The organism is Acidovorax sp. 210-6, assembly GCF_010020825.1.
Lineage (GTDB): Bacteria > Pseudomonadota > Gammaproteobacteria > Burkholderiales > Burkholderiaceae_C > Simplicispira > Simplicispira sedimenti.
Genome location: NZ_JAACJE010000001.1, coordinates 2,357,743 through 2,381,000, shown reverse-complemented (window position 1 = coordinate 2,381,000; position 23,258 = coordinate 2,357,743). Strand labels below are relative to the sequence as shown.

At 64.9% G+C, this 23,258-nt stretch carries 24 protein-coding genes and 1 tRNA gene; 12 read left to right on the top strand and 13 right to left on the bottom strand.

Features of this window, described 5'->3' with window-relative positions; all coding sequences use genetic code 11:
* Window positions 1-45: 45 nt before the first annotated feature.
* Window positions 46-972 carry a site-specific tyrosine recombinase XerD gene (gene xerD / locus GWK50_RS10960; RefSeq protein ID WP_162016542.1) on the top strand — a complete coding sequence of 309 codons (927 nt, stop codon included), beginning with the start codon at window positions 46-48 and terminating at the stop codon, window positions 970-972.
* Window positions 973-983: 11 nt separating this feature from the next.
* On the opposite strand, the gene GWK50_RS10955 is transcribed toward xerD, so the two are convergent.
* Window positions 984-2,255 (bottom strand): HDOD domain-containing protein, encoded by a 1,272-nt coding sequence (locus GWK50_RS10955; protein WP_162016541.1) that lies wholly within the window; start codon window positions 2,253-2,255, stop codon window positions 984-986.
* A 38-nt stretch (window positions 2,256-2,293) separates the two neighbouring features.
* On the bottom strand, window positions 2,294-3,562 hold the full coding sequence (locus GWK50_RS10950) for an HDOD domain-containing protein (protein ID WP_162016540.1): 1,269 nt from the start codon (window positions 3,560-3,562) through the stop codon (window positions 2,294-2,296).
* Window positions 3,563-3,768: 206 nt separating this feature from the next.
* Here GWK50_RS10950 and GWK50_RS10945 point away from each other — a divergent pair, with 206 nt between their 5' ends.
* Complete coding sequence (locus GWK50_RS10945) at window positions 3,769-4,293, top strand: gamma carbonic anhydrase family protein (RefSeq protein ID WP_162016539.1); 525 nt, start codon at window positions 3,769-3,771, stop codon at window positions 4,291-4,293.
* 19 nt (window positions 4,294-4,312) lie between these two features.
* Window positions 4,313-5,314, top strand: a complete 1,002-nt coding sequence (locus GWK50_RS10940; protein WP_162016538.1) for an Hsp33 family molecular chaperone HslO — start codon at window positions 4,313-4,315, stop codon at window positions 5,312-5,314.
* Window positions 5,315-5,475: 161 nt separating this feature from the next.
* Here the strand turns inward: GWK50_RS10940 and GWK50_RS10935 are convergent, their stop codons facing one another.
* From GWK50_RS10935 to GWK50_RS10915, 5 genes are all read right to left on the bottom strand, one after another.
* Complete coding sequence (locus GWK50_RS10935; protein ID WP_162016537.1) at window positions 5,476-5,754, bottom strand: septum formation initiator family protein; 279 nt, start codon at window positions 5,752-5,754, stop codon at window positions 5,476-5,478.
* Between the two features lie 20 nt (window positions 5,755-5,774).
* Window positions 5,775-7,061, bottom strand: a complete 1,287-nt coding sequence (gene eno / locus GWK50_RS10930) for a phosphopyruvate hydratase (RefSeq protein WP_162016536.1) — start codon at window positions 7,059-7,061, stop codon at window positions 5,775-5,777.
* An 84-nt stretch (window positions 7,062-7,145) separates the two neighbouring features.
* Window positions 7,146-7,436, bottom strand: a complete 291-nt coding sequence (locus GWK50_RS10925) for a DUF1330 domain-containing protein (protein WP_119965937.1) — start codon at window positions 7,434-7,436, stop codon at window positions 7,146-7,148.
* A gap of 4 nt (window positions 7,437-7,440) precedes the next feature.
* Window positions 7,441-8,298 (bottom strand): 3-deoxy-8-phosphooctulonate synthase, encoded by an 858-nt coding sequence (kdsA, locus tag GWK50_RS10920; protein ID WP_162016535.1) that lies wholly within the window; start codon window positions 8,296-8,298, stop codon window positions 7,441-7,443.
* Between the two features lie 11 nt (window positions 8,299-8,309).
* The gene (locus GWK50_RS10915; RefSeq protein WP_162016534.1) at window positions 8,310-9,965 is read right to left on the bottom strand and encodes a CTP synthase; all 1,656 of its coding nucleotides are present in this window, start codon (window positions 9,963-9,965) and stop codon (window positions 8,310-8,312) included.
* A 101-nt stretch (window positions 9,966-10,066) separates the two neighbouring features.
* Here GWK50_RS10915 and coaBC point away from each other — a divergent pair, with 101 nt between their 5' ends.
* From coaBC to GWK50_RS10895, 4 genes are all read left to right on the top strand, one after another.
* Window positions 10,067-11,278: a bifunctional phosphopantothenoylcysteine decarboxylase/phosphopantothenate--cysteine ligase CoaBC gene (gene coaBC, locus GWK50_RS10910; protein WP_162016533.1), complete on the top strand. Its 1,212-nt coding sequence runs from the start codon at window positions 10,067-10,069 to the stop codon at window positions 11,276-11,278.
* A gap of 30 nt (window positions 11,279-11,308) precedes the next feature.
* The gene (locus tag GWK50_RS10905) at window positions 11,309-11,806 is read left to right on the top strand and encodes a hypothetical protein (protein WP_162016532.1); all 498 of its coding nucleotides are present in this window, start codon (window positions 11,309-11,311) and stop codon (window positions 11,804-11,806) included.
* Window positions 11,803-12,252, top strand: a complete 450-nt coding sequence (gene dut / locus GWK50_RS10900) for a dUTP diphosphatase (RefSeq protein WP_162016531.1) — start codon at window positions 11,803-11,805, stop codon at window positions 12,250-12,252. Before GWK50_RS10905 ends, dut begins: the two co-directional genes overlap by 4 nt.
* 142 nt (window positions 12,253-12,394) lie before the next feature.
* The gene (locus tag GWK50_RS10895; protein WP_242455354.1) at window positions 12,395-12,895 is read left to right on the top strand and encodes a glycine zipper 2TM domain-containing protein; all 501 of its coding nucleotides are present in this window, start codon (window positions 12,395-12,397) and stop codon (window positions 12,893-12,895) included.
* A gap of 39 nt (window positions 12,896-12,934) precedes the next feature.
* On the opposite strand, the gene GWK50_RS10890 is transcribed toward GWK50_RS10895, so the two are convergent.
* Entirely contained in the window at window positions 12,935-13,459 is a 525-nt protein-coding gene (locus GWK50_RS10890) for an FKBP-type peptidyl-prolyl cis-trans isomerase (protein WP_162016529.1), read from the bottom strand.
* A gap of 44 nt (window positions 13,460-13,503) precedes the next feature.
* On the opposite strand from GWK50_RS10890, the gene GWK50_RS10885 reads away from it, so the two are divergent.
* Window positions 13,504-14,028 (top strand): hypothetical protein, encoded by a 525-nt coding sequence (locus tag GWK50_RS10885; protein WP_197905003.1) that lies wholly within the window; start codon window positions 13,504-13,506, stop codon window positions 14,026-14,028.
* Window positions 14,029-14,268: 240 nt separating this feature from the next.
* Window positions 14,269-14,511, top strand: a complete 243-nt coding sequence (locus tag GWK50_RS10880; RefSeq protein WP_162016528.1) for a hypothetical protein — start codon at window positions 14,269-14,271, stop codon at window positions 14,509-14,511.
* 167 nt (window positions 14,512-14,678) lie between these two features.
* Here GWK50_RS10880 and GWK50_RS10875 read toward each other — a convergent pair.
* The 5 genes from GWK50_RS10875 to GWK50_RS10855 form a co-directional block, all read right to left on the bottom strand.
* Window positions 14,679-14,754 (bottom strand) — tRNA-Thr (locus tag GWK50_RS10875).
* Between the two features lie 12 nt (window positions 14,755-14,766).
* Window positions 14,767-15,774 carry a class 1 fructose-bisphosphatase gene (locus GWK50_RS10870; RefSeq protein ID WP_162016527.1) on the bottom strand — a complete coding sequence of 336 codons (1,008 nt, stop codon included), beginning with the start codon at window positions 15,772-15,774 and terminating at the stop codon, window positions 14,767-14,769.
* 11 nt (window positions 15,775-15,785) lie between these two features.
* The gene (pepN, locus tag GWK50_RS10865) at window positions 15,786-18,512 is read right to left on the bottom strand and encodes an aminopeptidase N (RefSeq protein WP_162016526.1); all 2,727 of its coding nucleotides are present in this window, start codon (window positions 18,510-18,512) and stop codon (window positions 15,786-15,788) included.
* A gap of 11 nt (window positions 18,513-18,523) precedes the next feature.
* A protein-coding gene (gene prfB / locus GWK50_RS10860; protein ID WP_162016525.1) for a peptide chain release factor 2 occupies window positions 18,524-19,628 on the bottom strand; the annotation gives its coding sequence in 2 pieces (ribosomal slippage) (window positions 18,524-19,546 and window positions 19,548-19,628; 1,104 coding nt in all).
* Between the two features lie 151 nt (window positions 19,629-19,779).
* Entirely contained in the window at window positions 19,780-20,703 is a 924-nt protein-coding gene (locus GWK50_RS10855) for an alpha/beta hydrolase (protein ID WP_162016524.1), read from the bottom strand.
* Window positions 20,704-20,833: 130 nt separating this feature from the next.
* Between GWK50_RS10855 and GWK50_RS10850 the strand changes: the two genes are divergently transcribed.
* The 3 genes from GWK50_RS10850 to plsY all read left to right on the top strand — a co-directional run bounded on the left by GWK50_RS10850 (window position 20,834) and on the right by plsY (window position 23,248).
* Window positions 20,834-21,895: an aldo/keto reductase gene (locus GWK50_RS10850; RefSeq protein ID WP_162016523.1), complete on the top strand. Its 1,062-nt coding sequence runs from the start codon at window positions 20,834-20,836 to the stop codon at window positions 21,893-21,895.
* 70 nt (window positions 21,896-21,965) lie between these two features.
* A complete protein-coding gene (gene ybaK / locus GWK50_RS10845; RefSeq protein WP_162016522.1) occupies window positions 21,966-22,469 on the top strand; it encodes a Cys-tRNA(Pro) deacylase in 504 nt (167 codons plus the stop codon).
* Between the two features lie 89 nt (window positions 22,470-22,558).
* On the top strand, window positions 22,559-23,248 hold the full coding sequence (gene plsY, locus GWK50_RS10840) for a glycerol-3-phosphate 1-O-acyltransferase PlsY (RefSeq protein WP_162016521.1): 690 nt from the start codon (window positions 22,559-22,561) through the stop codon (window positions 23,246-23,248).
* The last annotated feature ends 10 nt before the right edge of the window (window positions 23,249-23,258 follow it).

Genomic DNA, 23,258 nt, shown 5'->3' with positions numbered 1-23,258 from the left:
TGTCTGTTGAGTGAAAAAAGGCAGAATAGCGCAACTTGCTTTTGTATGCCGCCCACGCCCCACGCTGACTCCGCCCTTTCTGGCATTCCCGACGGATCGCAGATCGACGCCTTTGCCGATGCGCTGTGGCTCGAAGAGGGCCTGGCACGCAATACGTTGGATGCCTACCGGCGTGACCTGATCGCGCTCGTGCGCTGGCTGGCACCGCACGGCAAGGGCCTGCTGCAGGTGCAGGAGACCGATTTGCAGGCGTACTTTGCCTATCGCCATGCGCAGACCCGGGCCACCACGGCCAACCGGCGGCTCACGGTGTTCAAGCGATTTTTTGGCTGGGCGCTGCGCGAGCGCCTTGTGGCGCAAGACCCTACGCTGCGCTTGCAGGCAGCGCGCCAGCCCTTGCGTGTGCCCAAGACGCTGTCGCAAGCGCAGGTGGAGGCCCTGCTGGCTGCGCCCGATGTGGGCACGCCCTTGGGCCTGCGTGACCGTGCCATGCTGGAACTGATGTACGCCAGTGGACTGCGGGTGTCGGAGTTGGTGGCGCTCAAGACCTGGCACCTGGGCATGAACGAGGGTGTGCTGCGCGTGCTGGGCAAGGGCAGCAAGGAGCGCCTGGTGCCCTTTGGCGAGGTGGCGCGCCAGTGGCTGGAGCGCTATCTGCAGGAGGCGCGATCGGCCATACTGGCCGGGCAGCAAACTGACGACCTGTTTGTGACTGCCCGTGGGGCGGGCATGACACGCGTGATGTTCTGGATGCTGGTCAAGAAGTACGCGGGCTTGGCGGGCATTACCGCACCGCTGTCACCCCACACGCTGCGCCATGCCTTTGCCACCCATTTGCTCAACCATGGGGCTGATCTGCGCGTGGTGCAGTTGCTGTTGGGGCATGCGGATATTTCCACCACCACCATCTATACCCATGTGGCGCGTGAGCGCCTGCGCCAGTTGCACGCGCAGCACCACCCACGCGGGTGAGTGTGCAGTGATTACGCGGCTTCCAGGCTGTCGGCCCAGGCCAGCGCTTCCAGGTGGGCCATGTTGACCTGGCGGCCGGAGAGGTGCAGCAGCTCGGTGTTGTGGGCAAAGGCGGCTTCGTCGCCACTCTCACAGGCTTTGGTCAATGCCAGGAAGGGGGCGTACACGCCCGAGTTGTGCAGCAAGGCATCGATCACGGGCTGGGGCAGCGCCACGGATTCCAGGGCTTTGTCCAGCGGTATGCCCAGCATGGCGTCGAGCAGCGAAAACACACCGACCACAAAGGCGTTGTCGCATTCCTCGGGGGACAGCAGTTCGGTCGCCAGCAGTTCCATCAGGCGCCCGCGCACCACCGCCGTGGTGCCTATGGCCGGTGCCGATCCGCTGTTGCGCGAGGTGGTCAGCAGCAGGGCTGCCCAGCGGAACAGCTTTTTGAGGCCCAGGATCATCACCGCATGTTTGAAGGAGGTGATTTCGCACTGCAGACCAAAGCCCGAGGAATTGATGAAGCGCAGCAGGTTGAACGAGAGTGTCGGATCCTTTTTGAGCAGATCCTCGATTTCGGAAGAGCTGGCCTGTTTGCGGATCAGGTTGATCAACTGGATGATGATGGCCTGCGATGGCCGCAGCGTTTTGGTCTGCACCAGCGAGGGCTGCGCAAACCAGAAGCCCTGGAACAGCTTGACACCCAGGTCTGCCATGAGCTGGTACTGCTCGGCCGTTTCCACCTTTTCGGCCACCAGTTTGGCCTGGCTGTTGGTGCTGGCAAATTTGACCAGGGGAGCCGCCAGCTCGGGCTTGAAGGCCTTCATGTCCAGCTTGATGTAAGCGGCGCGCGGCAACCAGCACGCATACGCTTTGCGCAGCACATTCTGGTTGAACGCCAGCTTGAACCCGCGCTTGTTCAAGGCCTCGAACTGGACCACGCAGGCTTCGATGTCTTCGGGGGTGGCACCGTCCGGCAGCGGGGGAATCTCCAGCACCACCTTGTCCGGATGCACCAGTTCCAGGTGGCCGCTGGCCAGGCTTTCGTGGGTGCAGTTGATGAACACCAGCTTCTTGCCCACCAAGGCCTCTGCGCCGCCATGCGACAAGGCGTTGAACAGCAGTGCGGCATCGCTGGCGGCGGTGTGCGAATCCAGCGCCGTGGTGCGGTCAAACAGCTCGTAGCCAAAGACGGCACGGTGTTCATCCACGATGGCCTGGCGGGCGATCAGTGCGGCCAGTCCGTCTTCCGGCGGCAGCTCTGGCGTGGAGGGGGATTCTTCTTGGGTGCTGGACATGGTGCTTGGGTCGATGGAACCCTTCAATTCTAGGCGCTTCAGTCGGTCACATGGTCGGCCCAGGCCAGGGCTTGGAGGTGGGCGCCATTGATCTGTGCGCTGCTCAGGTGCAAGGTGCTGGCGGCATGGTGGAAGGCGTCGTCATCGCTGGACTCACAGGCCTCGGCCAGCTTGAGCAGATCGCCCAGAAAGCCCTCCCGGTGCAGCAATGCGGCGCGCACTGCTTCCGGAACGCTCAACAGAGCGAGCGCTTCTTCCATGGGCATGCGAAGCATGACGTCCAGCAGCGAAAAGATACCAACCACAAAGGCCTCGTCGGCCTCTTCCTGGGAGACGGTTTCCAGGGCCAGCAGCTCCATCAGGCGGCCGCGCACGACGGCGGTCTGCCCCACAGACGATGGCGTGCCGTTGGCGCGCGAGGCCGTCAGCAGCAATGCGGCCCAGCGGAACAGCTTTTTCAGGCCCAGCAGCATGACGGCCTGGCGGAACGAAGTGATCTCACGCGAGATGCCCAAACCTGCAGAGTTGATGAGACGCATGAGGTTGAAGGCCAGGCCGGCGTCCTTTTTGAGCACTTCTTCGATCTCGTCCGTGCTGGCCTGTTTGCGCACCAGATTGATGAGTTCCAGAATGGCCGCCTGTGACGGCGCCACCAGCTTGGTCTGCACCAGGGAAGGGCGCGCAAACCAATAGCCCTGAAACATCTGCACGCCCTGGCTGGATGCAAAGTCGTACTGTTGCGCGTTCTCGATCTTTTCGGCAATCAGCTCCGCTTGGCTGCGGCGGTTGGCATAGTTGAGGAGTACGGCCAGCTGGTCCTGGGCCAGCACCGACAGATCGAACTTGATGTAGTCGGCCAAGGGCAGCCAGGCTGCATAGGGCGACTGCAGCACCGTATGGTTGAACGCCAGGTGGAATCCGCGGTCGCGCAGGCCTTGCAGGATGGGCAGTCGCGCAGCCACTTCCTCGGAGGCCGCATGGCCCAGCGGGGAGATTTCGAGTACCACCTTCTCGGGGTCGACCAACTCCAGGTGGCCGCCGGTCAGACTCTCGTGGGTGCAATTGACGAAGATGAGCTTCTTGCCGACCAGCTCATCCGAACCAGCGTGCGACAGGGCCGTGAACACCAGCGCCACATCGCTGGCGGCGGTGTGGGCCTGGCCTGAGCGCGAACGGTTGAACAGCTCGTAGCCGATGACGACGTGCTGGGAGTTCACGATCGCCTGGCGCGCGATCAGCGCCACGGATGTCAGGCTGGCGTCCTGCGAGGTGGTCGCTTGACCGGCGGGAACTGGGGTGCTTGACATGAAAAGGCTTTCCAAGAGGGAGGTGCGATGCGTGCGGGAGGGCGCAGATTGTAAAGATGGTGGGCACCAAGGGACTGTCGCCGAGAAAGTGCCCTGCATAACCTGCCCGCAGCCGGGGTTGCGCGTGATCCTTACAATTCTAGGCCCTGCTGCCAAGCCCGTTGGCAGGGCTTTGTGTAACCAAGGGCAGCTTGGGAGTGCTGGACATGGCAATCTACGAACTCGACGGTGTGGCGCCCCAGATGGCTGCCAGTAGCTGGGTGGCGGACAGCGCCCAGGTCATGGGCCGGGTGGTGCTGGGCGAGGACGCCAGCGTGTGGTTTGGCACCGTGGTGCGCGGGGATACCGAGAGCATCACCATCGGCGCGGGCTCCAACATCCAGGACGCCAGTGTGCTGCACGCCGACTACGGCAAGCCCCTGGTGGTGGGCGAGCGCGTGACCGTGGGCCACCAGGTCATGCTGCATGGCTGCACCATCGGCGATGAATCGCTCATCGGCATTGGTGCCGTCATTCTCAATGGTGCCAAGATCGGCAAGAACTGCCTGGTGGGTGCTGGTGCGCTGGTGACCGAGGGCAAGGAATTTCCCGACGGCTCCATGATCATCGGCAGCCCTGCCAAGGTGGTGCGCCAACTGACGCCCGAGCAGATGGAGGGCCTGCGCCTGAGCGCGCTGCATTACATCGAGAACGCCCGCCGCTTCAAGAGCGGCCTGCGCAAGATCGGCTGAACCTTTCTGGAACCCCTTCGTGTCTGAACTACATAAGTTTCTTTTCGACGGCCTGCCCGTGCGCGGCATGCTGGTGCGCCTGACCGATGCCTGGAGCGAGATCCTGGCACGCCGCGCGGGCAACACGGCCACTGGGCCGTACCCGGAGCCGGTGCGTGCGCTGCTGGGAGAAATGGCCGCTGCTGCCGTGCTGATGGAGGCCAACATCAAGTTCAATGGTGCTTTGGTGTTGCAGGTGTTTGGCGACGGCCCGATCAAGTTGGCGGTGGCCGAGGTGCAGCCCGACCTGAGCCTGCGTGCCACGGCCACGGTGCTGGGTGAGGTGCCCGAGGATGCGCGCCTGAGCCAGATGGTCAACCTGCATGGCGGCGGGCGCTGCGCCATCACGCTGGATCCCAAAGACCGCCTGCCGGGCCAGCAGCCTTACCAAGGCGTGGTGCCGCTGCACGGCGACCAGCACGAAAAGCTTGAGCGCCTGTCCGACGTGCTGCAGCACTACATGCTGCAGTCCGAGCAGCTCGATACCGTGCTGGTGCTGGCGGCCGACGACAAGGTGGCCGCAGGTCTGCTGATCCAGCGCATGCCGGTCAAGGGCGAGGGCAACCTGGCGGGCTCATTCAGCCACAGCGAGAACGAAGACCAGATCGGTCGCAACGAGGACTACAACCGGATTGCGCACCTGGCCGCGAGCCTGACGCGCGAGGAACTCCTCACGCTCGATGCCGACACCATCCTGCGTCGGCTGTTCTGGGAAGAAAAACTGGTGCGCTTCGAGCCCCTGCAGGGCGCGCAAGGCCCACGCTTTGCGTGCACCTGCTCACGCGAGCGCGTGGGCCGCATGCTCCAGGGCCTGGGCCAGGCCGAAGCCGAAGGCATCGTGGCCGAGCAAGGCCATATTGAAGTGGGTTGCGAATACTGCGGTCAGCAATACCGCTTTGACGCTGTGGATGCTGCCAGCCTGTTCACGGCAGCGCCCGTGGCGCAGCCGTCGGATTCTCCGGCCTCTCCCACGCTGCACTGACCACTGACACCGAGGTTCAGCCCGACTTGTGTGAAGCGGGCGCGGTCAGGCCAGCAGCCACCGCGCAAGGGCCCCCCGCCGCGCTGGTGGCGTACCTCTTCCCGAATGGCGCAGCCATTCGGGAGAAGGCGCAAGGCGCGAAGCGCCCCAGGGGGATACCCTTATTTCTGTGTGTACTGTACGTACACCTCTCCCTGCTTGACCATGCCCAGCTCGCTGCGGGCTTTTTCCTCGACCATGTCCAGGCCCTCCTTGAGGTCCTGCACCTCAGAGGCCAGGCGCTCGTTGGCCTGGCTGGCCTGGGCATTGGCGGCCTTTTGGGCGTCGATCTGGCGCTGCATTTCCTGGACGCGCGGAAGGCTGCCACGGCCCAGCCAGAGCTGGGCGTGTACGGCTACCAGCAAGGCCAGCAGCACCAATGGCAGCAATCGTGTGCCCATGGGACAGCGCTACAGCGCGCTCAGCGCAGGTTGTAGAAAGCAGCGCGGCCAGGGTAGTGCGCGATGTCGCCCAGGTCTTCCTCGATGCGCAGCAGCTGGTTGTACTTGGCGATGCGGTCCGAGCGCGAGAGCGAGCCGGTCTTGATCTGGCCGGCGTTGGTGCCCACGGCGATGTCGGCGATGGTGCTGTCTTCGGTTTCGCCCGAGCGGTGCGAAATCACGGCGGTGTAGCCCGCGCGCTTGGCCATCTCGATCGCGGAGAAGGTTTCGGTCAGCGTGCCGATCTGGTTGATCTTGATGAGGATCGAGTTGGCGATGCGCTTGTCGATGCCTTCCTTGAGGATCTTGGTGTTGGTGACGAAAAGGTCGTCGCCCACCAGCTGTACGTTCTTGCCCAGGCGCTCGGTCAGGATCTTCCAGCCGTCCCAGTCGCCCTCGTGCATGCCGTCCTCGATGGAGATGATGGGGTACTTGTCGCACCAGGTGGCGAGCATGTCGGTCCACTGCTGGGCGGTCAGGCGCAGGCCGCCTTCGCCTTCGAGCACGTACATGCCGTCCTTGTAGAACTCGCTGGCGGCGCAGTCCAGGCCCAGGGCGATCTGTTCACCGGCGGTGTAGCCGGCGGCGTCGATGGCTTGCAGGATGAGTTGGATGGCGGCTTCGTGGTTCTCCACGGAAGGCGCAAAGCCGCCTTCATCACCCACGGCGGTGCTCATGCCCTTGTCGTGGATGATCTTCTTCAGGGCGTGGAACACCTCGGCGCCCCAGCGCACGGCCTCGCGGAAGGAGGGGGCGCCCACGGGGATGATCATGAACTCCTGCAGGTCCAGACTGTTGTTGGCGTGCGCGCCGCCGTTGATGACGTTCATCATCGGCACGGGCAGCTGCATGCCGCCCATGCCGCCGAGGTAGCGGTACAGCGGCAGGCCGGACTCTTCGGCGGCGGCGCGGGCCACTGCCATGGAGACGGCCAGCATGGCATTGGCGCCCAGGCGGCTCTTGTTGTCGGTGCCGTCGAGGTCGATCAGGGTCTTGTCGAGGAAGGCCTGCTCGGAGGCGTCCAGGCCGAGCACGGCCTCGGAGATTTCGGTGTTGATGTGCTCCACGGCCTTGAGCACGCCCTTGCCCAAGTAGCGGGCTTTGTCGCCGTCGCGCAGCTCGATGGCTTCGCGCGAGCCGGTGGAGGCGCCCGAGGGCACGGCGGCGCGGCCCATCACGCCCGATTCCAGCAGCACGTCGCATTCGACGGTGGGGTTGCCGCGGCTGTCCAGCACTTCGCGGCCTACGATGTCAACGATGGCACTCATGGGTTTCCTTTTTGCGGGAGTTTCAAATCAAATCGGCATCCAGCCCTTATCGGGTGAGCGCTGGAAGCTATCAAATTGGGAGTATCAAAGGCCTTCGACGCAGACCAGGCGCATGATGGCGGCACCCTCGCGCGCGGCGCGGGCCTTGCCGTACTCGGGCGAATGGTAGAAGGCCTTGGCCGCCTCGAAGCTGGGGAACTTGGCGATCACCAGGCGCTCGGGCGTCCAGTCGCCTTCCATCACCTCGACCTGGCCACCGCGCACGCAGATCTCGGCGTTGTGGGCCTGGAAGGCCGCGGTGGACCATTTCTTGTATTCCTCGTACTGCGCGGGGTTGGTGACGCGCACGTTGGCGATGACGTAGCCACTGGGCATGTTCTCAGGCTCCAAAGTTGTTTTCGAGAAAACCGTTCTTTTTGGTGACGTCGTCGAGCGCCACCAGGGTTTCGAGCAAGGCCCGCATGTGCTTGAGCGGCACCGCGTTGGGCCCATCCGACCAGGCCTCGGCGGGCTTGGGGTGTGTTTCCATGAACAGGCCCGCCACGCCGACGGCCACGCCGGCACGGGCCAGCACCGGCACCATCTCGCGCGCGCCGCCACTCACGGCACCCAGGCCGCCGGGCTTTTGCACCGAATGGGTCACGTCGAACACCACGGGCGCGCCGGAGTTGCGCATCTCGGCCAGGCTGGTCATGTCGGCGACGAGGTTGTTGTAGCCGAAGCTCACGCCGCGCTCGCAGGCGAGGAAGCGGTCTTCCGACAGGCCCACTTCGCGCGCGGCGGCGCGGGCCTTGTCGATGACGTTCTTCATGTCCCAGGGCGCGAGGAACTGGCCCTTCTTGATGTTCACCGGCTTGCCGGACTGTGCCACGGCGCGGATGAAGTCGGTCTGGCGGCACAGGAAGGCCGGCGTCTGCAGCACGTCCACCACGCTGGCCACCTCGGCCACCTGGGCGGCTTCGTGCACATCGGTCAGGATGGGCAGCTGCAGTTGGCGGCGCACTTCATCGAGGATCTTCAGGCCTGCGTCCAGCCCCACGCCGCGCTGGCTGGTGCCGGACGAGCGGTTGGCCTTGTCGAACGAGCCCTTGTAGATCAGCGGAATGCCCAGCGCCGTGCAGGTCTCCTTGAGCTGGCCCGCGACGTCCAGCGACATCTGCAGGCTTTCGATGGAGCAGGTGCCAGCGATCAGGAAGAAGCGCTGGTCGAGGCCGACGTCGAATCCGCAGAGTTGCATGGTGCGTTCCTTCAGGCTTTGGTGGCCTTCTGGTGCTCGACGGCCGCCTTGATGAAGGCGTTGAACAGCGGGTGGCCATTCCATGGGGTGGACTTGAACTCGGGGTGGAACTGCACGCCGATGTACCAGGGGTGCACGCTGTGCGGCAGCTCGACGATCTCGGTCAGGTGCTCGCGCTGCGTCAGCGCCGAGATCACCAGGCCCGCCTTGCGCAGCGGGTCGAGGTAGTTCACGTTGGCTTCGTAGCGGTGGCGGTGGCGCTCGGTCACCACGTCGCCGTAGATGCTGTGGGCCAGCGTGCCGGGGGCCACGTCGGAGCTTTGCGCGCCCAGGCGCATGGTGCCGCCCAGGTCGGAGCTGGCGTCGCGCTTCTGGATGCTGCCGTCCGCATCTTTCCATTCGGTGATGAGGGCGATGACGGGGTGCTTGCAGTCCGGGTCGAACTCGGTGCTGTTGGCGCCTTCGAGGCCCGCCACGTGGCGCGCGTATTCGATGGTGGCCACCTGCATGCCCAGGCAAATGCCCAGGTAGGGCACTTTGTGCTCGCGCGCATAGCGGGCGGTGTTGATCTTGCCTTCCACGCCGCGCTGGCCGAAGCCGCCGGGCACCAGGATGGCGTCGTAACGGGCCAGCTTCTCTGCGGCGTCCGGGCCTTCCATGGTTTCTGAATCGACATGGTCGATCTTCACGCGCACATGGTTCTGCATGCCGGCGTGGCGCAGCGCCTCGTTGACCGACTTGTAGCTGTCGGACAGATCGACGTATTTGCCGACCATGGCGATGCAGACCTCGCCCTGTGGGTGCTCGGTCTCATGCACCAGCGCGTCCCAGCGCTTGAGGCTGGTGGGCGGGGTGTTCAGGCGCAGCTTGTCGCAGATCAGGCCGTCCAGGCCCTGCTCGTGCAGCATGCGCGGCACCTTGTAGATGGTGTCCACGTCCCACATGCTGATCACGCCCCATTCGGGCACGTTGGTGAACAACGAGATCTTGCCGCGCTCGTCTTCAGGAATGCGGCGGTCGGCACGGCACAGCAGCGCGTCGGGCTGGATGCCGATCTCGCGCAGCTTTTGCACCGTGTGCTGCGTGGGCTTGGTCTTGAGCTCGCCCGCGGCCGCGATGAAGGGCACGTAGGTCAGGTGCACGAAGGCAGCGTTGTTCGGACCCAGCTTGAGGCTGAGCTGGCGCACGGCTTCAAGGAAGGGGAGCGATTCGATGTCGCCCACGGTGCCGCCGATTTCGACGATGGCCACGTCCACGGCATCGTCGGTGCCGACACCGGCGCCGCGCTTGATGTACTCCTGGATCTCGTTGGTGACGTGCGGGATCACCTGCACCGTCTTGCCGAGGTAGTCGCCCCGGCGTTCCTTCTCCAGCACCGACTGGTAGATCCGGCCGGTGGTGAAGTTGTTGGCCTTCTTCATGCGCGTTTCGATGAAACGCTCGTAGTGGCCCAGGTCGAGGTCGGTTTCGGCGCCGTCGTCCGTCACGAACACTTCGCCGTGTTGGAACGGGGACATGGTGCCCGGGTCCACGTTGATGTACGGGTCGAGCTTGATGAGGGTGACTTTGAGGCCGCGCGATTCGAGGATCGCGGCAAGGGAGGCTGAGGCGATTCCCTTGCCCAGGGAAGACACCACACCGCCGGTGACGAAGACAAATTTGGTCATGTCTTTTTAAGGTGGTGGGAAATTGGGATTATAGATGGCGGCCCCGTCCTGCCATCGTCCGCGTGCCTTGAATGGGGGTTCTGTCTGCTAAATTGCGGCCCATGAAAGAGCTTGCCGGCAAACACATCGTCCTGGGCCTCAGTGGAGGCGTAGCCTGTTACAAATCGGCGGAGCTGTGCCGTGCCCTCATCAAGGAGGGGGCCACCGTGCAGGTGGTGATGACCGAGGCGGCCGCCCAGTTCATCACGCCCGTGACCATGCAGGCGCTGTCGAACCGGCCCGTGTACGGCTCGCAGTGGGATGCGCGCGAGGCCAACAACATGCCGCACATCAACCTCTCGCGCGAGGCCGATGCCATTCTGATCGCGCCGTGCAGCGCGGACTTCATCGCCCGCCTGGCCCAGGGTCGGGCCGACGAGCTGCTGAGCCTGCTGTGCCTGGCGCGCCCGCAGGAGCGCGTGCCGTTGCTGCTGGCGCCGGCCATGAACCGCGAGATGTGGGCGCACCCGGCCACGCAGCGCAACCTGGCCCAGGTGGCGCAGGACGGCGCCACGGTGCTGGCCGTGGGCAACGGCGACCAGGCCTGCGGCGAGACCGGCGACGGCCGCATGCTCGAACCGGCGGAGCTGCTGGAGGAGGTGATCGCCTTTTTCACGCCCAAGTTGCTGGCGGGGCAGAAGGTGCTGGTCACGGCGGGGCCCACGTTCGAGGCCATCGACCCGGTGCGCGGCATCACCAACCATTCGAGCGGCAAGATGGGCTTTGCCATCGCCCGCGCGGCCCGCGAGGCTGGCGCCGAGGTCACGCTGGTGGCGGGCCCCGTGCACCTGCCCACGCCGCGCGGTGTGCAGCGCGTGAATGTGCGTTCTGCACAGGAAATGCTTGCGGCGACCGAGCCACGGGCGCAGTCAGCTACTGTTTTCATAGCGACCGCGGCGGTGGCTGATTGGCGCCCGGCCACGCAGGCCGAGCAGAAGATCAAAAAGGATGGCTCGGGACAGACCCCCGTGCTGGGCTTCGTCGAGAACCCGGACATCCTGGCCACGGTGGCGCAGTCGCCGCGCGCCCAAAGCGGCAGCCTGTTCTGCGTCGGTTTCGCGGCCGAGAGCCACGACCTGCTCGCGCACGCCAGCGCCAAGCGCGAACGCAAACGCGTGCCGCTGCTGGTGGGCAACATCGGCCCGGCGACGTTTGGTCAGGACGACAATGCGCTGCTGCTGGTCGATGCTACGGGGCACCGCGAATTGCCCCATGCCAGTAAGCGCACGCTGGCGCGCCAGTTGGTTGCGGAGATTGCCCAACGATTGCCCTGAGCCCCTTGTGGGTTCGACAGGAGGCAGACCATGTCCATAGCACCCAAGCCCGAATGGGATACCCCGCCCCACGGCGACTTTGCTGCCTATGTGGAGCGGCTCAGCGGTGCAGTGCCTGGTGCTCAGTCCGCAGGGCGTTTGCTGCAGGCTTCCAGTCCGGCCACGCGGCCAAATCCCAAGGCTGGGCCGGGCAAGCGTACGGAGGCCGTGGGTGCTGTGCCGGGCAAGGCTGTGGCGCCCGGACCGTACTCGGTGTGGGAGCCTTTGTCCCGAGTCGTGCGTGCGGTGCGCGGTGTGCTGCTGCTGTCGGTGGTGGTGCAGGTGCTGATGCTCTTCGTGCTGGAACAGGGCTCCTGGTGGGGGCTGTTTGCCACGGCCTTCGTATGGTGGGGCCTGGGCCGGGTGGCGAGCATGGTGCGCACCGTCCTGACGCTGCCAGGGGTTGCGAACGCAGACCAAGGCCTAGCGCAACTCAAGAAACAGCTGGCCGATCTGGCGCAGCAAAAGAACGCAGGAAAACGCAAGTGAAGATTGACGTCAAGATACTGGATCCGCGCATGGCGGATCAATTGCCAGCGTATGCCACACCGGGAAGTGCGGGCCTGGATTTGCGGGCCTGCCTGGATGCTCCACTCACGCTGCAGCCCAACGCATGGCAGTTGGTGCCCACCGGCATTGCCATCCACCTGTGCGACCCGGGCTACGCGGCGTTGCTCCTGCCGCGCTCTGGCCTGGGCCACAAACATGGCATTGTGCTGGGCAATCTGGTGGGTCTGATCGACAGTGATTACCAGGGGCAGCTCATGGTCAGCGCCTGGAACCGCAGCGACCAGGCCTTCACCATCGAGCCCATGGAGCGCCTGGCGCAAATGGTCATCGTGCCGGTGGTCCAGGCCCAGTTCAACGTGGTCAGCGAGTTTTCCCAATCCAGCGCGCGTGGCGAGGGGGGCTACGGCTCCACCGGTTCGCGTTGAACATCGGCGCCTGTAGGACGGTTCGTACGGCGGGGTGGGGCGGCTTCTTACGGGCAGTCCGGCTGTCGCCCGGCAGTGGGGTATGGCTGGACAGGCGTTCAATGGCTGTATTGACAGTCCATTCTTTCACCAGGAGGTTCGCTTGAATCAACCCCACAACCATCGGCGTGCGCGCGCCAGCGCGCTTGTCTGCGCAGCTGTCGCGGCCGGGCTCTTGTCTGCTTGTGCGCACCAGCGCCCGGCCCCGCAGGCTTACCCTCAAGGGACCTATCAAGGCGGTTACCCTGCGCATGCACCAGCCGCTACGGAGTATGGGCGTGTCACCCACATTCAGTGGCTGCAGGGCTATCACCAGGGGCAGTCCACCGGGGCTGGCGCCGTCATTGGTGCCGTGGTCGGTGGCCTGATTGGCAACCAGATCGGCAAGGGCAGTGGCCGCGCCGCTGCCACGGCCGTGGGCGTGGTGGGCGGGGCGGTGGCTGGCAACGCCATTGAAGAGCGCAATCAGTCTGCCCAGGGGGCCTACCGCATCACCATCCGGCTCGACCGTGGTGGGCAACGGGTGTATGACGTGCCTTCCGTCGGCGACTTGCGCGTGGGCGATCCCGTGCGCATGGTCAATGGCCAGATATCGCGCTATTGAGCCGGGGCCAGACCGGTGCTGGATTGCCCGTGGTCTGGTTCAGTGCAGTGATGCGCTGCCCGGTGCCTGAGGCTGTACGCGAAAGAACCCGGTACCTGCGGTGCCGCGCCCGACTTCATCCACCGTGGCTTCCCGTATGGCACACACTTTCAGTTGGAGGCGCAGGGCGATGCCCGCCAGAGGATGGTTTCCGTCGAGTACCACGTGCTCGGGGTAGATTTCGCTGACGGTGTACAGCACATCGCGCGGCGCATCGGCATTGCAGCCCGCAGGCAGGGCGTGGCCCTCAATGGTCATGCCTTCTTCAAGGCTGTCCGGAAACAGTGAGCGCGGCTCCAGAAACAGCAGCTGATCCTGGTAGTCGCCAAACGCATCCTCCGGCTCCAGGTGCAGTGCCAGCGTATCGCCCACGCGGTGGCCCTGCAGTGCTTCCTCGATGCGCGCGAGCAGATCGTTGCCACCCACCAGAAACTCAACCGGATCGTCGAGTACGTCCAACTCTTCGCCGAGGGTGTCCTTGAGCACCCAAGTCAGCGCCACTACACATTGATGTTTGATTTCCATACGAGAATTGTCGCAGTTTGGCCCATCCATGCCCGGAGTGCACCATGACCATCGATCCGCAGCCCCCTCAAAGCAACGCAGTACAGATGCTCCCGGAGGGGCGTTTCAGTGGGCGCGAGGCCTTTCAGCAGTTGGTGCGCGATGCGCTGGCAACTGCTGCCCGTGAGGGTTGGCGCGAGATCATCCTGAGCGATGCCGATTTTCATGACTGGCCGCTGGGTGAGCGTGCGGTGATCGAATCGCTGCAGGAGTGGGCCCGTGGCGGCAGACGCCTCACCTTTCTGGCCTGCAACTACAACGAGGTGATTCGACGCCACGCCCGGTTGGTGCGATGGCGTACCACCTGGGACCACATCCTGACTTGCCGCGCCTGCCCAGCGGCCGACCCTTTGGACATTCCCAGTGCCATCTGGTCCCCGCAGTGGGTTCTTCATCGTCTGGACCCTGACCGCTGTGCGGGTGTGACGGGAACAGAGCCCTCGCGCCGGGTGCTGTTGCAAGAGGTGTTGGGGGAGTGGGTGCGCAGCAAGAGCGCTCCGGGATTTCCGGCGACCACCCTGGGGCTGTGAGTCCGTGGTTTGTGTGGAAATCATGTCAACCATGTCAGGCCCCCGTCAGTTATAGGCAATGCAGCCCAGGGTGTATGCGGATTGGTGTTTTTCACTATTGACGAATTCGCAATACAATCGCCAGCTGATTTTTTGATAGCGCTTTGGCCTGTATCAACGTACTGCCAAAGCAAATTTTGGCTGAAATCAGTCGAAATACCTGATCTTCGTTTTTTTGACCCTCCTCAAGGAAAACCTGAAATGAACAAGTCCCTCGTCATCGCTTCCCTGATCGCTGCTGCCGCCCTGGCTGCCTGTGGCAAGAAGGAAGAGCCGGCACCTGCTCCCGCGCCCGCACCTGCTGCCGCTCCTGCAGCACCGGCCGCTCCTGCCGTCGAGGCCGCTTCCGCTGCTGCAGAAGCAGCTTCTGCACCTGCCGCCGCTCCTGCAGCATCCGAGGCAGCACCGGCTGCTCCCGCAGCAGCTTCCGAAGCCGCCAAGTAAGCACAGACGAGTGTTTGGCACATGCCCCGACGGGTGTGTGCCGATGACACTCCAGCCCCGACCTTCACAGGCCGGGGCTTTTTTTTTGGCTTGTCAGTGTGACGACATTGCGTGGCCAAAGAAAAAACCCCGCTATCGAATAGATAGCGGGGTTTTCTTTACTGACTTGGTGCCGGAGAGATGAATCGAACACCCGACCTTCTCATTACGAATGAGCTGCTCTACCGACTGAGCTACACCGGCGTAAGCCTGAAATTATAGCGTGGAATGGTAGCTTGTCACGCGCTCGACCTCATTTTTTGAGCCGAGGATCACGCTGACGCGTTCATGCAACTGGGTGGGCTGGATGTCGAGGATGCGCTGGCGGCCGTTGGTGGCGGCTCCGCCGGCTTGCTCGACGAGCCAGCCCATGGGGTTGGCTTCGTACAGCAGGCGCAGCTTGCCGGGCTTGTTGGGTTCGCGTTTGTCCCAGGGGTACATGAAGATGCCGCCGCGCGTCATGATGCGGTGCACATCGGCCACCATGCTGGCGATCCAGCGCATGTTGAAGTCCTTGCCGCGTGGCCCTTCCTTGCCCTGCAGGCATTCGTCGATGTAGCGGCGCACGGGCTCGTCCCAGTGGCGCATGTTGCTCATGTTGATCGCGAATTCCTTGGTGTCTTCGGGAATGCGCACGTTCTCCTGGGTCAGCACGAACGAACCCTGCTCGCGGTCGAGCGTGAACATGGCCACGCCGTCGCCCACGGTGAGCACCAGCGTGGTCTGCGGGCCATAGACGCAGTAGCCCGCGGCCACCTGGTGGCTGCCGGGCTGCAGGAAGTCGCCTTCGTCCACGCCGCGGTCGTCTTCCGGCATCTTGAGCACGCTGAAGATGGTGCCGATGCTCACGTTCACATCGATGTTGGATGAACCGTCGAGGGGATCGAACAGCAGCAGGTATTCGCCCTTGGGATAGCGGTTGGGCACCACGTAGATGCCTTCCATTTCCTCGCTGGCCATGGCGGCCAGGTGGCCTCCCCATTCGTTGGCCTCGATCAGCACCTCGTTGGCGATGATGTCGAGCTTCTTCTGCATCTCGCCCTGCACGTTCTCGCTGTCGGCGCTGCCGAGCACGCCGCCCAGGGCGCCTTTGTTGACGGCCTGGCTGATGCTCTTGCAGGCGCGGGCCACCACTTCGAGCAGCAGGCGCAGTTCAGAGGGGATGTGGCCTGCCACGCGCTGCTGTTCCACCAGGTAGCGGGTGAGGCTGATGCGTTTTGCCATACGGGTTCTCCTTATTCGTCGGCCAGTGCGCGGGTGACGACCTCGCGCACATCATTGCTCAGGTGTTCGCGTGCGGCCACGCGGGCGATGGCTTCACGGGCGGCGGTGCGCCAGGGTTCAGCCAGTTTCTTCCAGCGGTCCATGGCGCGGGCCAGGCGTGCTGCGACCTGCGGGTTGATGGCATCGAGCTCGATCACGCGCTCGCTCCAGAACACGTAGCCCGCTGCATCCCGGCGGTGGAAGGCGCCAGGGTTGGCGCTGCAGTAGCTGAAGATCAGGCTGCGCGCGCGGTTGGGGTTCTTGAGGCTGAAGTCCGCATGCTGCATGAGCTGGCGCACCGTGGGCAGCACGTTGCCGCCGCGGTCGGGGCTGCCGGCCTGCAGTGCAAACCACTTGTCGATGACCAGCGGTTCGTGCTTGAAGAGTGCGTGGAAGCGCTCCAGCGCCGGTGCCGCCAGCGCGTTGCCACTGCCCACCAGGGCGGCCAGGGCGTTGAAGCGGTCGGTCATGTTGCCTGCGGTCTTGAAGCGCTGGTAGGTCTTGCCGGGCCAGACCTGGTCGCCCGTGGTGCGCGCGGCCAGGCACAGCATGGACAAGGCCATGCCTGCGAGGGCGCGGCGTCCGGCAGAGACCGCGTCGGGCCGGTAGGCGCCCGTCTGCTGGTGTTGCTCGTAGGCCCACTGCCAGTCGTCCTGCAGCGCCAGGGCCAGTTGCAGGCGCATGGCCTCGCGTACGGCGTGCACGCGCTGCGGATCGATCACATCCAGCTGCTCGGCGATGTAGGTTTCCGAGGGCAGGGTGAGCGCCAGCTCCTTGAACGCAGCATCCAGCCCAGGGTGGCGCAGCACGCCGCGCATGGCCTGAACGAAGTTGTCGGGCAGAATGTTTTGATCAATTTGGCCTTCAGCGCCCGTCTGTATTGCGCTATCAGCTATTGTTTTGATAGCAATGCGCAGTGCCAGGCGCTGGCCCGCTTCCCAGCGGTTGAAGGCGTCGCTGTCGTGCGCCAGCAGGGTCAGCAGCGCGGCATCGCTGTAGTCGCAGTCCAGCACCACCGGGGCGCTAAAAGCCCGCAGCAGCGAGGGCACGGGGGCGCTGTCCACATTCACGAAGGTGAGCTGCAGGCTCTCATCGGCCAGCACCACGGTGCGCGTGGTAGTGCCGGGGGCGGCTTCGCCATCGAGTTGCAGGGGCAGGGCGCGTCCGTCCTGCGTGAGCAGGCCCAGCTCCACCGGGATGACGAAGGGCGCCTTGCTGGGCTGGCCCGGCGTGGGCGCGCAGCTTTGCGTGAGGGTGAGGGTGTAGCGGCGCTCTGCGGCGTCGTACTGGCCCGTGGCGCGCACATGCGGCGTGCCGGCCTGGCTGTACCAGCGCTTGAACTGCTCCAGCCGCTGGGCCAGCTCAGACCCAGGGTTGGCGTCTGCAATGGCCTGGGCGAAATCGTCACAGGTCACGGCCTGGCCGTCGTGGCGCTCGAAGTAGAGCTTCATGCCCCGCGCGAAGCCCTCACGGCCCACCAGGTTGTGCTGCATGCGCACCACCTCGGCACCCTTTTCGTAGATGGTGACGGTGTAGAAGTTGTTGATCTCGATGTAGCTGTCGGGCCGCACCGGGTGGGCCATGGGGCCGGCGTCTTCGGGGAACTGCGTGGTGCGCAGCACGCGCACGTCCTCGATGCGCTTGACGGCGCGCGCCGAGGGGCTGCCCGCCAGATCCATGCTGAATTCCTGGTCGCGGAAGACGGTCAGGCCTTCCTTCAGGCTGAGCTGGAACCAGTCGCGGCAGGTGACGCGGTTGCCCGTCCAGTTGTGGAAGTACTCGTGCCCCACCACGCTTTCGATGTGGGCGAAGTCGGCATCGGTGGCCGTGGCTTCGCTGGCCAGCACGTACTTGGTGTTGAAGATGTTGAGGCCTTTGTTCTCCATCGCGCCCATGTTGAAGTCGCTGGTGGCGACGATCATGAAGCGCTCCAGATCCAGCGGCAGGCCAAAGCGCGCCTCGTCCCAGGCCACGCTGGCCATGAGCGAGTTCATGGCGTGTTCGGTCTTGCCCAGGTCGCCGGGGCGCACATACACCTCCAGCAAATGCTCCTGGCCCGAACGCGAGACGATGCGCTGCTGGCGCGCCACCAGCGTGCCCGCCACCAGGGCGAACAGGTAGCAGGGCTTCTTGTGCGGATCAACCCATTTGGCGAAGTGGCGCCCGCCGTCCAGCTCGCCCTGCTCGACCAGGTTGCCGTTGGACAGCAGCACCGGGTACGCGGCCTTGTCGGCGCGCAGCAGCACGGTGAAGCTGGCCATGACGTCGGGCCGATCCAGGAAGTAGGTGATGCGGCGGAAGCCCTCGGCCTCGCACTGCGTGAAGAAGGCGCCCTGGCTCACGTACAGGCCCGAGAGCTGGGTGTTCTTCTCGGGGGCGCAGGTGGTGAAGATCTCCAGCTCCACCGGCTCGGTGCCTTCGGGAAGGTTTTCCAGCACAAGCTGCTGGCCTTCCATCTTGAAGCTGGTGCCTGCACCACCCACCAGCACACGGGCCAGGTTCAGGTCCTCGCCGTCCAGGCGCAGGGGCTGCGCGGGCACGGCAGCGTTGCGGCGCACGCGCATGCGGTTGAGCACGCGGGTCTTGGCCGGGTCCAGGTCGAAGGTGAGTTCCACGCTGTCGATCCACCAGGCGGGCGCCTGGTAGTCGGCACGGAAGATGGCGGCAGGGGCCGCCTGCCCGTCACGCAGGTGTGGCATGGGTTGCTTTCTTATACGCCTTGCTTGAGCGAGGCTTCGATGAAGGCGTCGAGGTCACCGTCCAGCACCTTTTGCGTGGCGGAAATCTCGACGTTGGTGCGCAGATCCTTGATGCGGCTGTTGTCCAGCACGTAGCTGCGGATCTGGTGGCCCCAGCCCACATCGGTCTTGGTGTCTTCGAGCTTTTGCTGCTCTTCCTGGCGCTTGCGCAGCTCGTAGTCGTACAGGCGGCTGCGCAGGCGTTGCCAGGCCACGTCACGGTTGCTGTGCTGGCTGCGGCCGTCCTGGCACTGCACCACGATGCCGGTGGGCATGTGCGTCAGGCGCACGGCCGAGTCGGTCTTGTTGATGTGCTGACCGCCCGCGCCCGATGCGCGGTAGGTGTCGGTGCGCACGTCGGCGGGGTTGATGTTGATCTCGATGGAGTCGTCGATCTCCGGATAGACGAACAGCGAGGCAAACGAGGTGTGGCGCCCCCCCGAGCTGTCGAACGGGCTCTTGCGCACCAGGCGGTGCACGCCGGTTTCGGTGCGCAGCAGGCCGTAGGCGTACTCGCCCTCGATCTTGATGGTGGCGCTCTTGATGCCGGCCACATCGCCGGGGGTTTCTTCTTCCACCGTGGCCTTGAAGCCCTTGCGCTCGGCGTACTTGAGGTACTGGCGCAGCAGCATGCTGGCCCAGTCGCAGGCCTCGGTGCCGCCAGCGCCGGCCTGGATGTCCACAAAGCAGTTGAGCGGGTCGGCCTCGTTGCTGAACATGCGGCGGAATTCCAGCTCCTCCACCAGCGGGCGCAGTTTCTCGGCCTCGGCCTCGATGGTCTGCAGGCCCGCGTCGTCGCCTTCTTCCTTGCTCATCTCGAACAGTTCTGCGTTGTCGGCCAGCTCGCGTGTGAGCTTGTCGAGCGTGAGCACGACGCCGTTGAGCGACTTCTGCTCCTTGCCCAGCTCCTGGGCTTTCTTGGGGTCGTTCCAGACCGAGGGGTCTTCGAGCGAGGCGTTTACCGTGCGCAGGCGTTCAAATTTGGCATCGAAGTCAAAGATACCTCCGTAACTCGGCCGTGCGCGTGGCCAAGTCCTGGAGGGTGTTGCCGATCTGGTTGATGCGTTCTGCTTCCATGGTGTGCAATCCTGAGTGTTCTGAATAACCCGCGATTTTCTCATGCGCGGGCCGCTCCTGGGCTTGCAGTGCGCGCAGGCACGCTCTGGGTGAATGATGCTATCAAAAATATAGCTACTAGCGCCCTATCTAAGGGCGCTAGAGGCCTTTTTTACTTGGATTGCAGAAAACCCTCGATCAATGCGGCCACGGCCTGCGGTTGGTCGTGGTGCAGCATGTGGCCTGCGTCTTCGACGCGCGCGATGCGGCAGTCGGGCACGCTTTGCAGGCGCTGGTGGTATTCCTCCAGCGTGTAGCGGCCCTTCCACCACAGGCCCAGGCTGTCGTCGCTGGCCTCGATACTGAGCGTGGGCGCGGTGATGGCGGCGTACAGCGCCAGGGCCTCTTCCAGGCGAAACAGCATGGCGTTGGTGATCTTGTGTGCGGCATCGCCCAGGATTTCCCACTGCCCCTGAGCATTGGGGCGCGCCCAGTGCCGGGCCAGCCACTGGGCCTTGTCCTGGGGCAGGCGCGGGTTGGTCTTCATCAGGCGGCGGGCCACGCCGTCGGCGCTGTCGTAGGTTTTCAGGGCCATCTCGCCGCGCTGCAGGGCCTTGAGCTCGTCCATCCACTCGGCGTGGCGCTTGGGGGCCTTGGTGGGTTTGCTGGCGGGCATGCCAAAGCCCTCCAGGTTGACCAGGCGGCGCACGCGTGCGGGCCGTGCACCGGCATAGAACATGGCCACGTTGCCGCCCATGCTGTGGCCCACCAGATCGACCGGCGTGCCCGGTGCGTAATGGTCCAGCAACTGGTCCAGGTCGGCCAGGTAGTCGGGGAAGAAATAGTGGTCCGTGGGCACGGGCGGTGCCGTGAGCCCAAAGCCGCGCCAGTCGGGCGCGATGATGCGGCGGCCCTGAGCAAAGGCCTGCGAGAACGCATCGACCACGAACTGGTACGACGCCGACACGTCCATCCACCCATGCACCAGCACCAGCGGCGGCAGGTCCGAGGTGGCAGGGCCCCACAGGCGCACGTGGTAGTTCAGTTGGCGGATGGGGACGAATTCGCTGCGCGCGGGTTGGAGTTCCTGGTACATGGGTGGATTATTACCAAGCAAATGCTTTGTGTATATCTGCCTGGTCCCGGTGGGTTGTCGCACGCGTGACGCTGCAGGCGCCGCCGATGCCCCGTAAACTGGCCCGATCTCGCTCTTTGCCTACGCCCCTATGAAGAATGTCTCCCTGGGCCACAGTGGCCTGAACGTTTCCCCCATCTGCCTGGGCACCATGACCTTTGGCGAGCAGGTGGCCGAGCCGGATGCGTTTGCCATACTCGACCGCGCTTGCGGGCGCGGCGTGAATTTCCTCGACACGGCCGAGATGTATTCCGTGCCCGCGCGTGCCGAGACGTTTGGCGCCACCGAAACCATCCTGGGCCGCTGGTTCGCGCAGCACCCCGGCCAGCGGCAGAAGGTGGTGCTGGCCACCAAGGTGGCTGGCCCCTCGCGCGGCATGCCGTGGATCCGGGAGGGCAAAGGCATGACGGCGGCCGACATCGTGGCCTCGTGCGAGGGCAGCCTGCGCCGCCTGCAAACCGACGTGATCGACCTCTACCAGATCCACTGGCCCGAGCGCCATGTGCCCGCCTTCGGCACGCGCTACTACGACCCGTCCAAGGAAACTTCGCAGACGCCCATCCACGAGCAGCTCGACGCGCTGGCGGGCCTGGTCAAGGCGGGCAAGGTGCGTGCCATCGGCCTGTCGAACGAAACACCCTACGGCGTGCATGAATTTGTGCGCCTGGCCGAGCAGCATGGCCTGCCGCGCGTGGCCTCGGTGCAGAACCCGTACTGCCTGCTCAACCGCACGTACGAGAACGCGCTGGATGAAACCTGCCACCGCCTCGGCGTGTCGCTGCTGGCCTATTCGCCGCTGGCCTTCGGCCTGCTGACGGGCAAGTTCGACGCCAGCGGCACCACTGGCCCCGGTGCGCCCGAGGGCGCACGCATGGCGCGCTACGAATCGGTGCGCAAGCAGCGCTGGGGCCGGCCCGAGGCGCTGCAGGCGGCGCGCCGCTACAACCAGCTCGCGCGCGAGCACGGCCTCACGCCCACGCGCATGGCGCTGGCGTTCTGCTACACCAAGTGGCAGGTGGCCAGCACCATCATCGGCGTGACTTCGCTTGCGCAGCTCGACGAGGACCTGGATGCCTGGGGCACGCCACTGTCGCCCGAGCTGCTGGCGCAGATTGACGCCATCCGCTGGGAGCTGGGCGACCCGGCGCTTTGAGGGTTGATGGCAAAATGGGCCTCAAGCGCTTATTGGTAAAGCGCGAACAGCTATCAAAACAATAGTAAACATGGCCAAAAAAGAAGGCAAAACCGCGCATGTGAGCGAAACCCCGGCCACGCAGATGCTCAAGGCCCACAAGGTGGCGTTCACCGGCCATCCCTACGATTACGTGGAGCACGGCGGAACGGCCGAATCCGCGCGCCAGCTCGGCCTGGACGAGCACCATGTGGTCAAGACCCTGGTGATGCAGGACCAGGACGCCAAGCCGCTGATCGTGCTCATGCACGGCGACCGCAAGGTCTCCACCAAGAACCTGGCGCGCCAGATCGGCGCCAAGTCGGTCGAGCCCTGCACGCCCGAGGTGGCCCAGCGCCACAGTGGTTACCTGGTGGGCGGCACCTCGCCGTTCGGCACGCGGCGCGACATGCCGGTGTATATCGAGGAAAGCATCCTGCAACTGCCGCGCATCGCCATCAACGGCGGGCGCCGGGGCTACCTGGTGCAGATGGACCCGCAGGCCTGCGTGCGCCTGCTGGGTGCCACGCCCGTGCAGTGCGCGCTGGTGGATTGACCGGGCTGGGTGCCACGCCGGGCTGGCAGAATGGCGCCCGCACCGTACCGCAGCCTCGCGGCGCGTCGCTGAATTCAGGAGAGTGTTTCGTGTCCGTTGTCTATTCCGTACTCGCCGTGCTGGCAGCCTACCTGCTGGGTTCGCTGTCGTTTGCCGTCATCGTCTCCCGCGCCATGGGGCTGAACGATCCGCGCACCTACGGCAGCAAGAACCCTGGCGCCACCAATGTGCTGCGCTCGGGCAGCAAGGCGGCGGCGGTGGTCACACTGCTGCTTGATGCCGTCAAGGGCTGGCTGCCTGTGGTGCTGGTGCGCTGGTTTGGCGAGCCCTGGGGGCTGGGGGACTTCACGCTGGCCCTGGTCGGTCTGGCGGCCTTCCTGGGCCACCTGTGGCCGGTGTTCTTCCGCTTCGAGGGCGGCAAGGGCGTGGCCACGGCGCTGGGCGTGCTGGTGGGCATCAGCGGCTGGCTGGGGCTGGTGCTGGGCCTGTTGTGGCTGGCCGTGGCGGCCATGTCGCGCTATTCGTCGTTGGCCTCGCTGTCGGCGGCGGTGCTGTCGCCGGTGGTGTATGTGCTGGCCTCGGGCCTGCTGTGGAATGCGGAACGCCCCGTCACCGGCGCCATCGTGGTGATGGCCGCATTGCTGGTCTGGCGCCACAAGGAGAACATCATCCGGCTCATGCAGGGCAAGGAGTCGCGCCTGGGCAGCAAAGGCAAGGACAAGGGTGCACCCGCTGTGGCCGCGGTGAAGGCGCCGCACAAGAAGCACAAGCGCCACTGAGCCCAGGCCC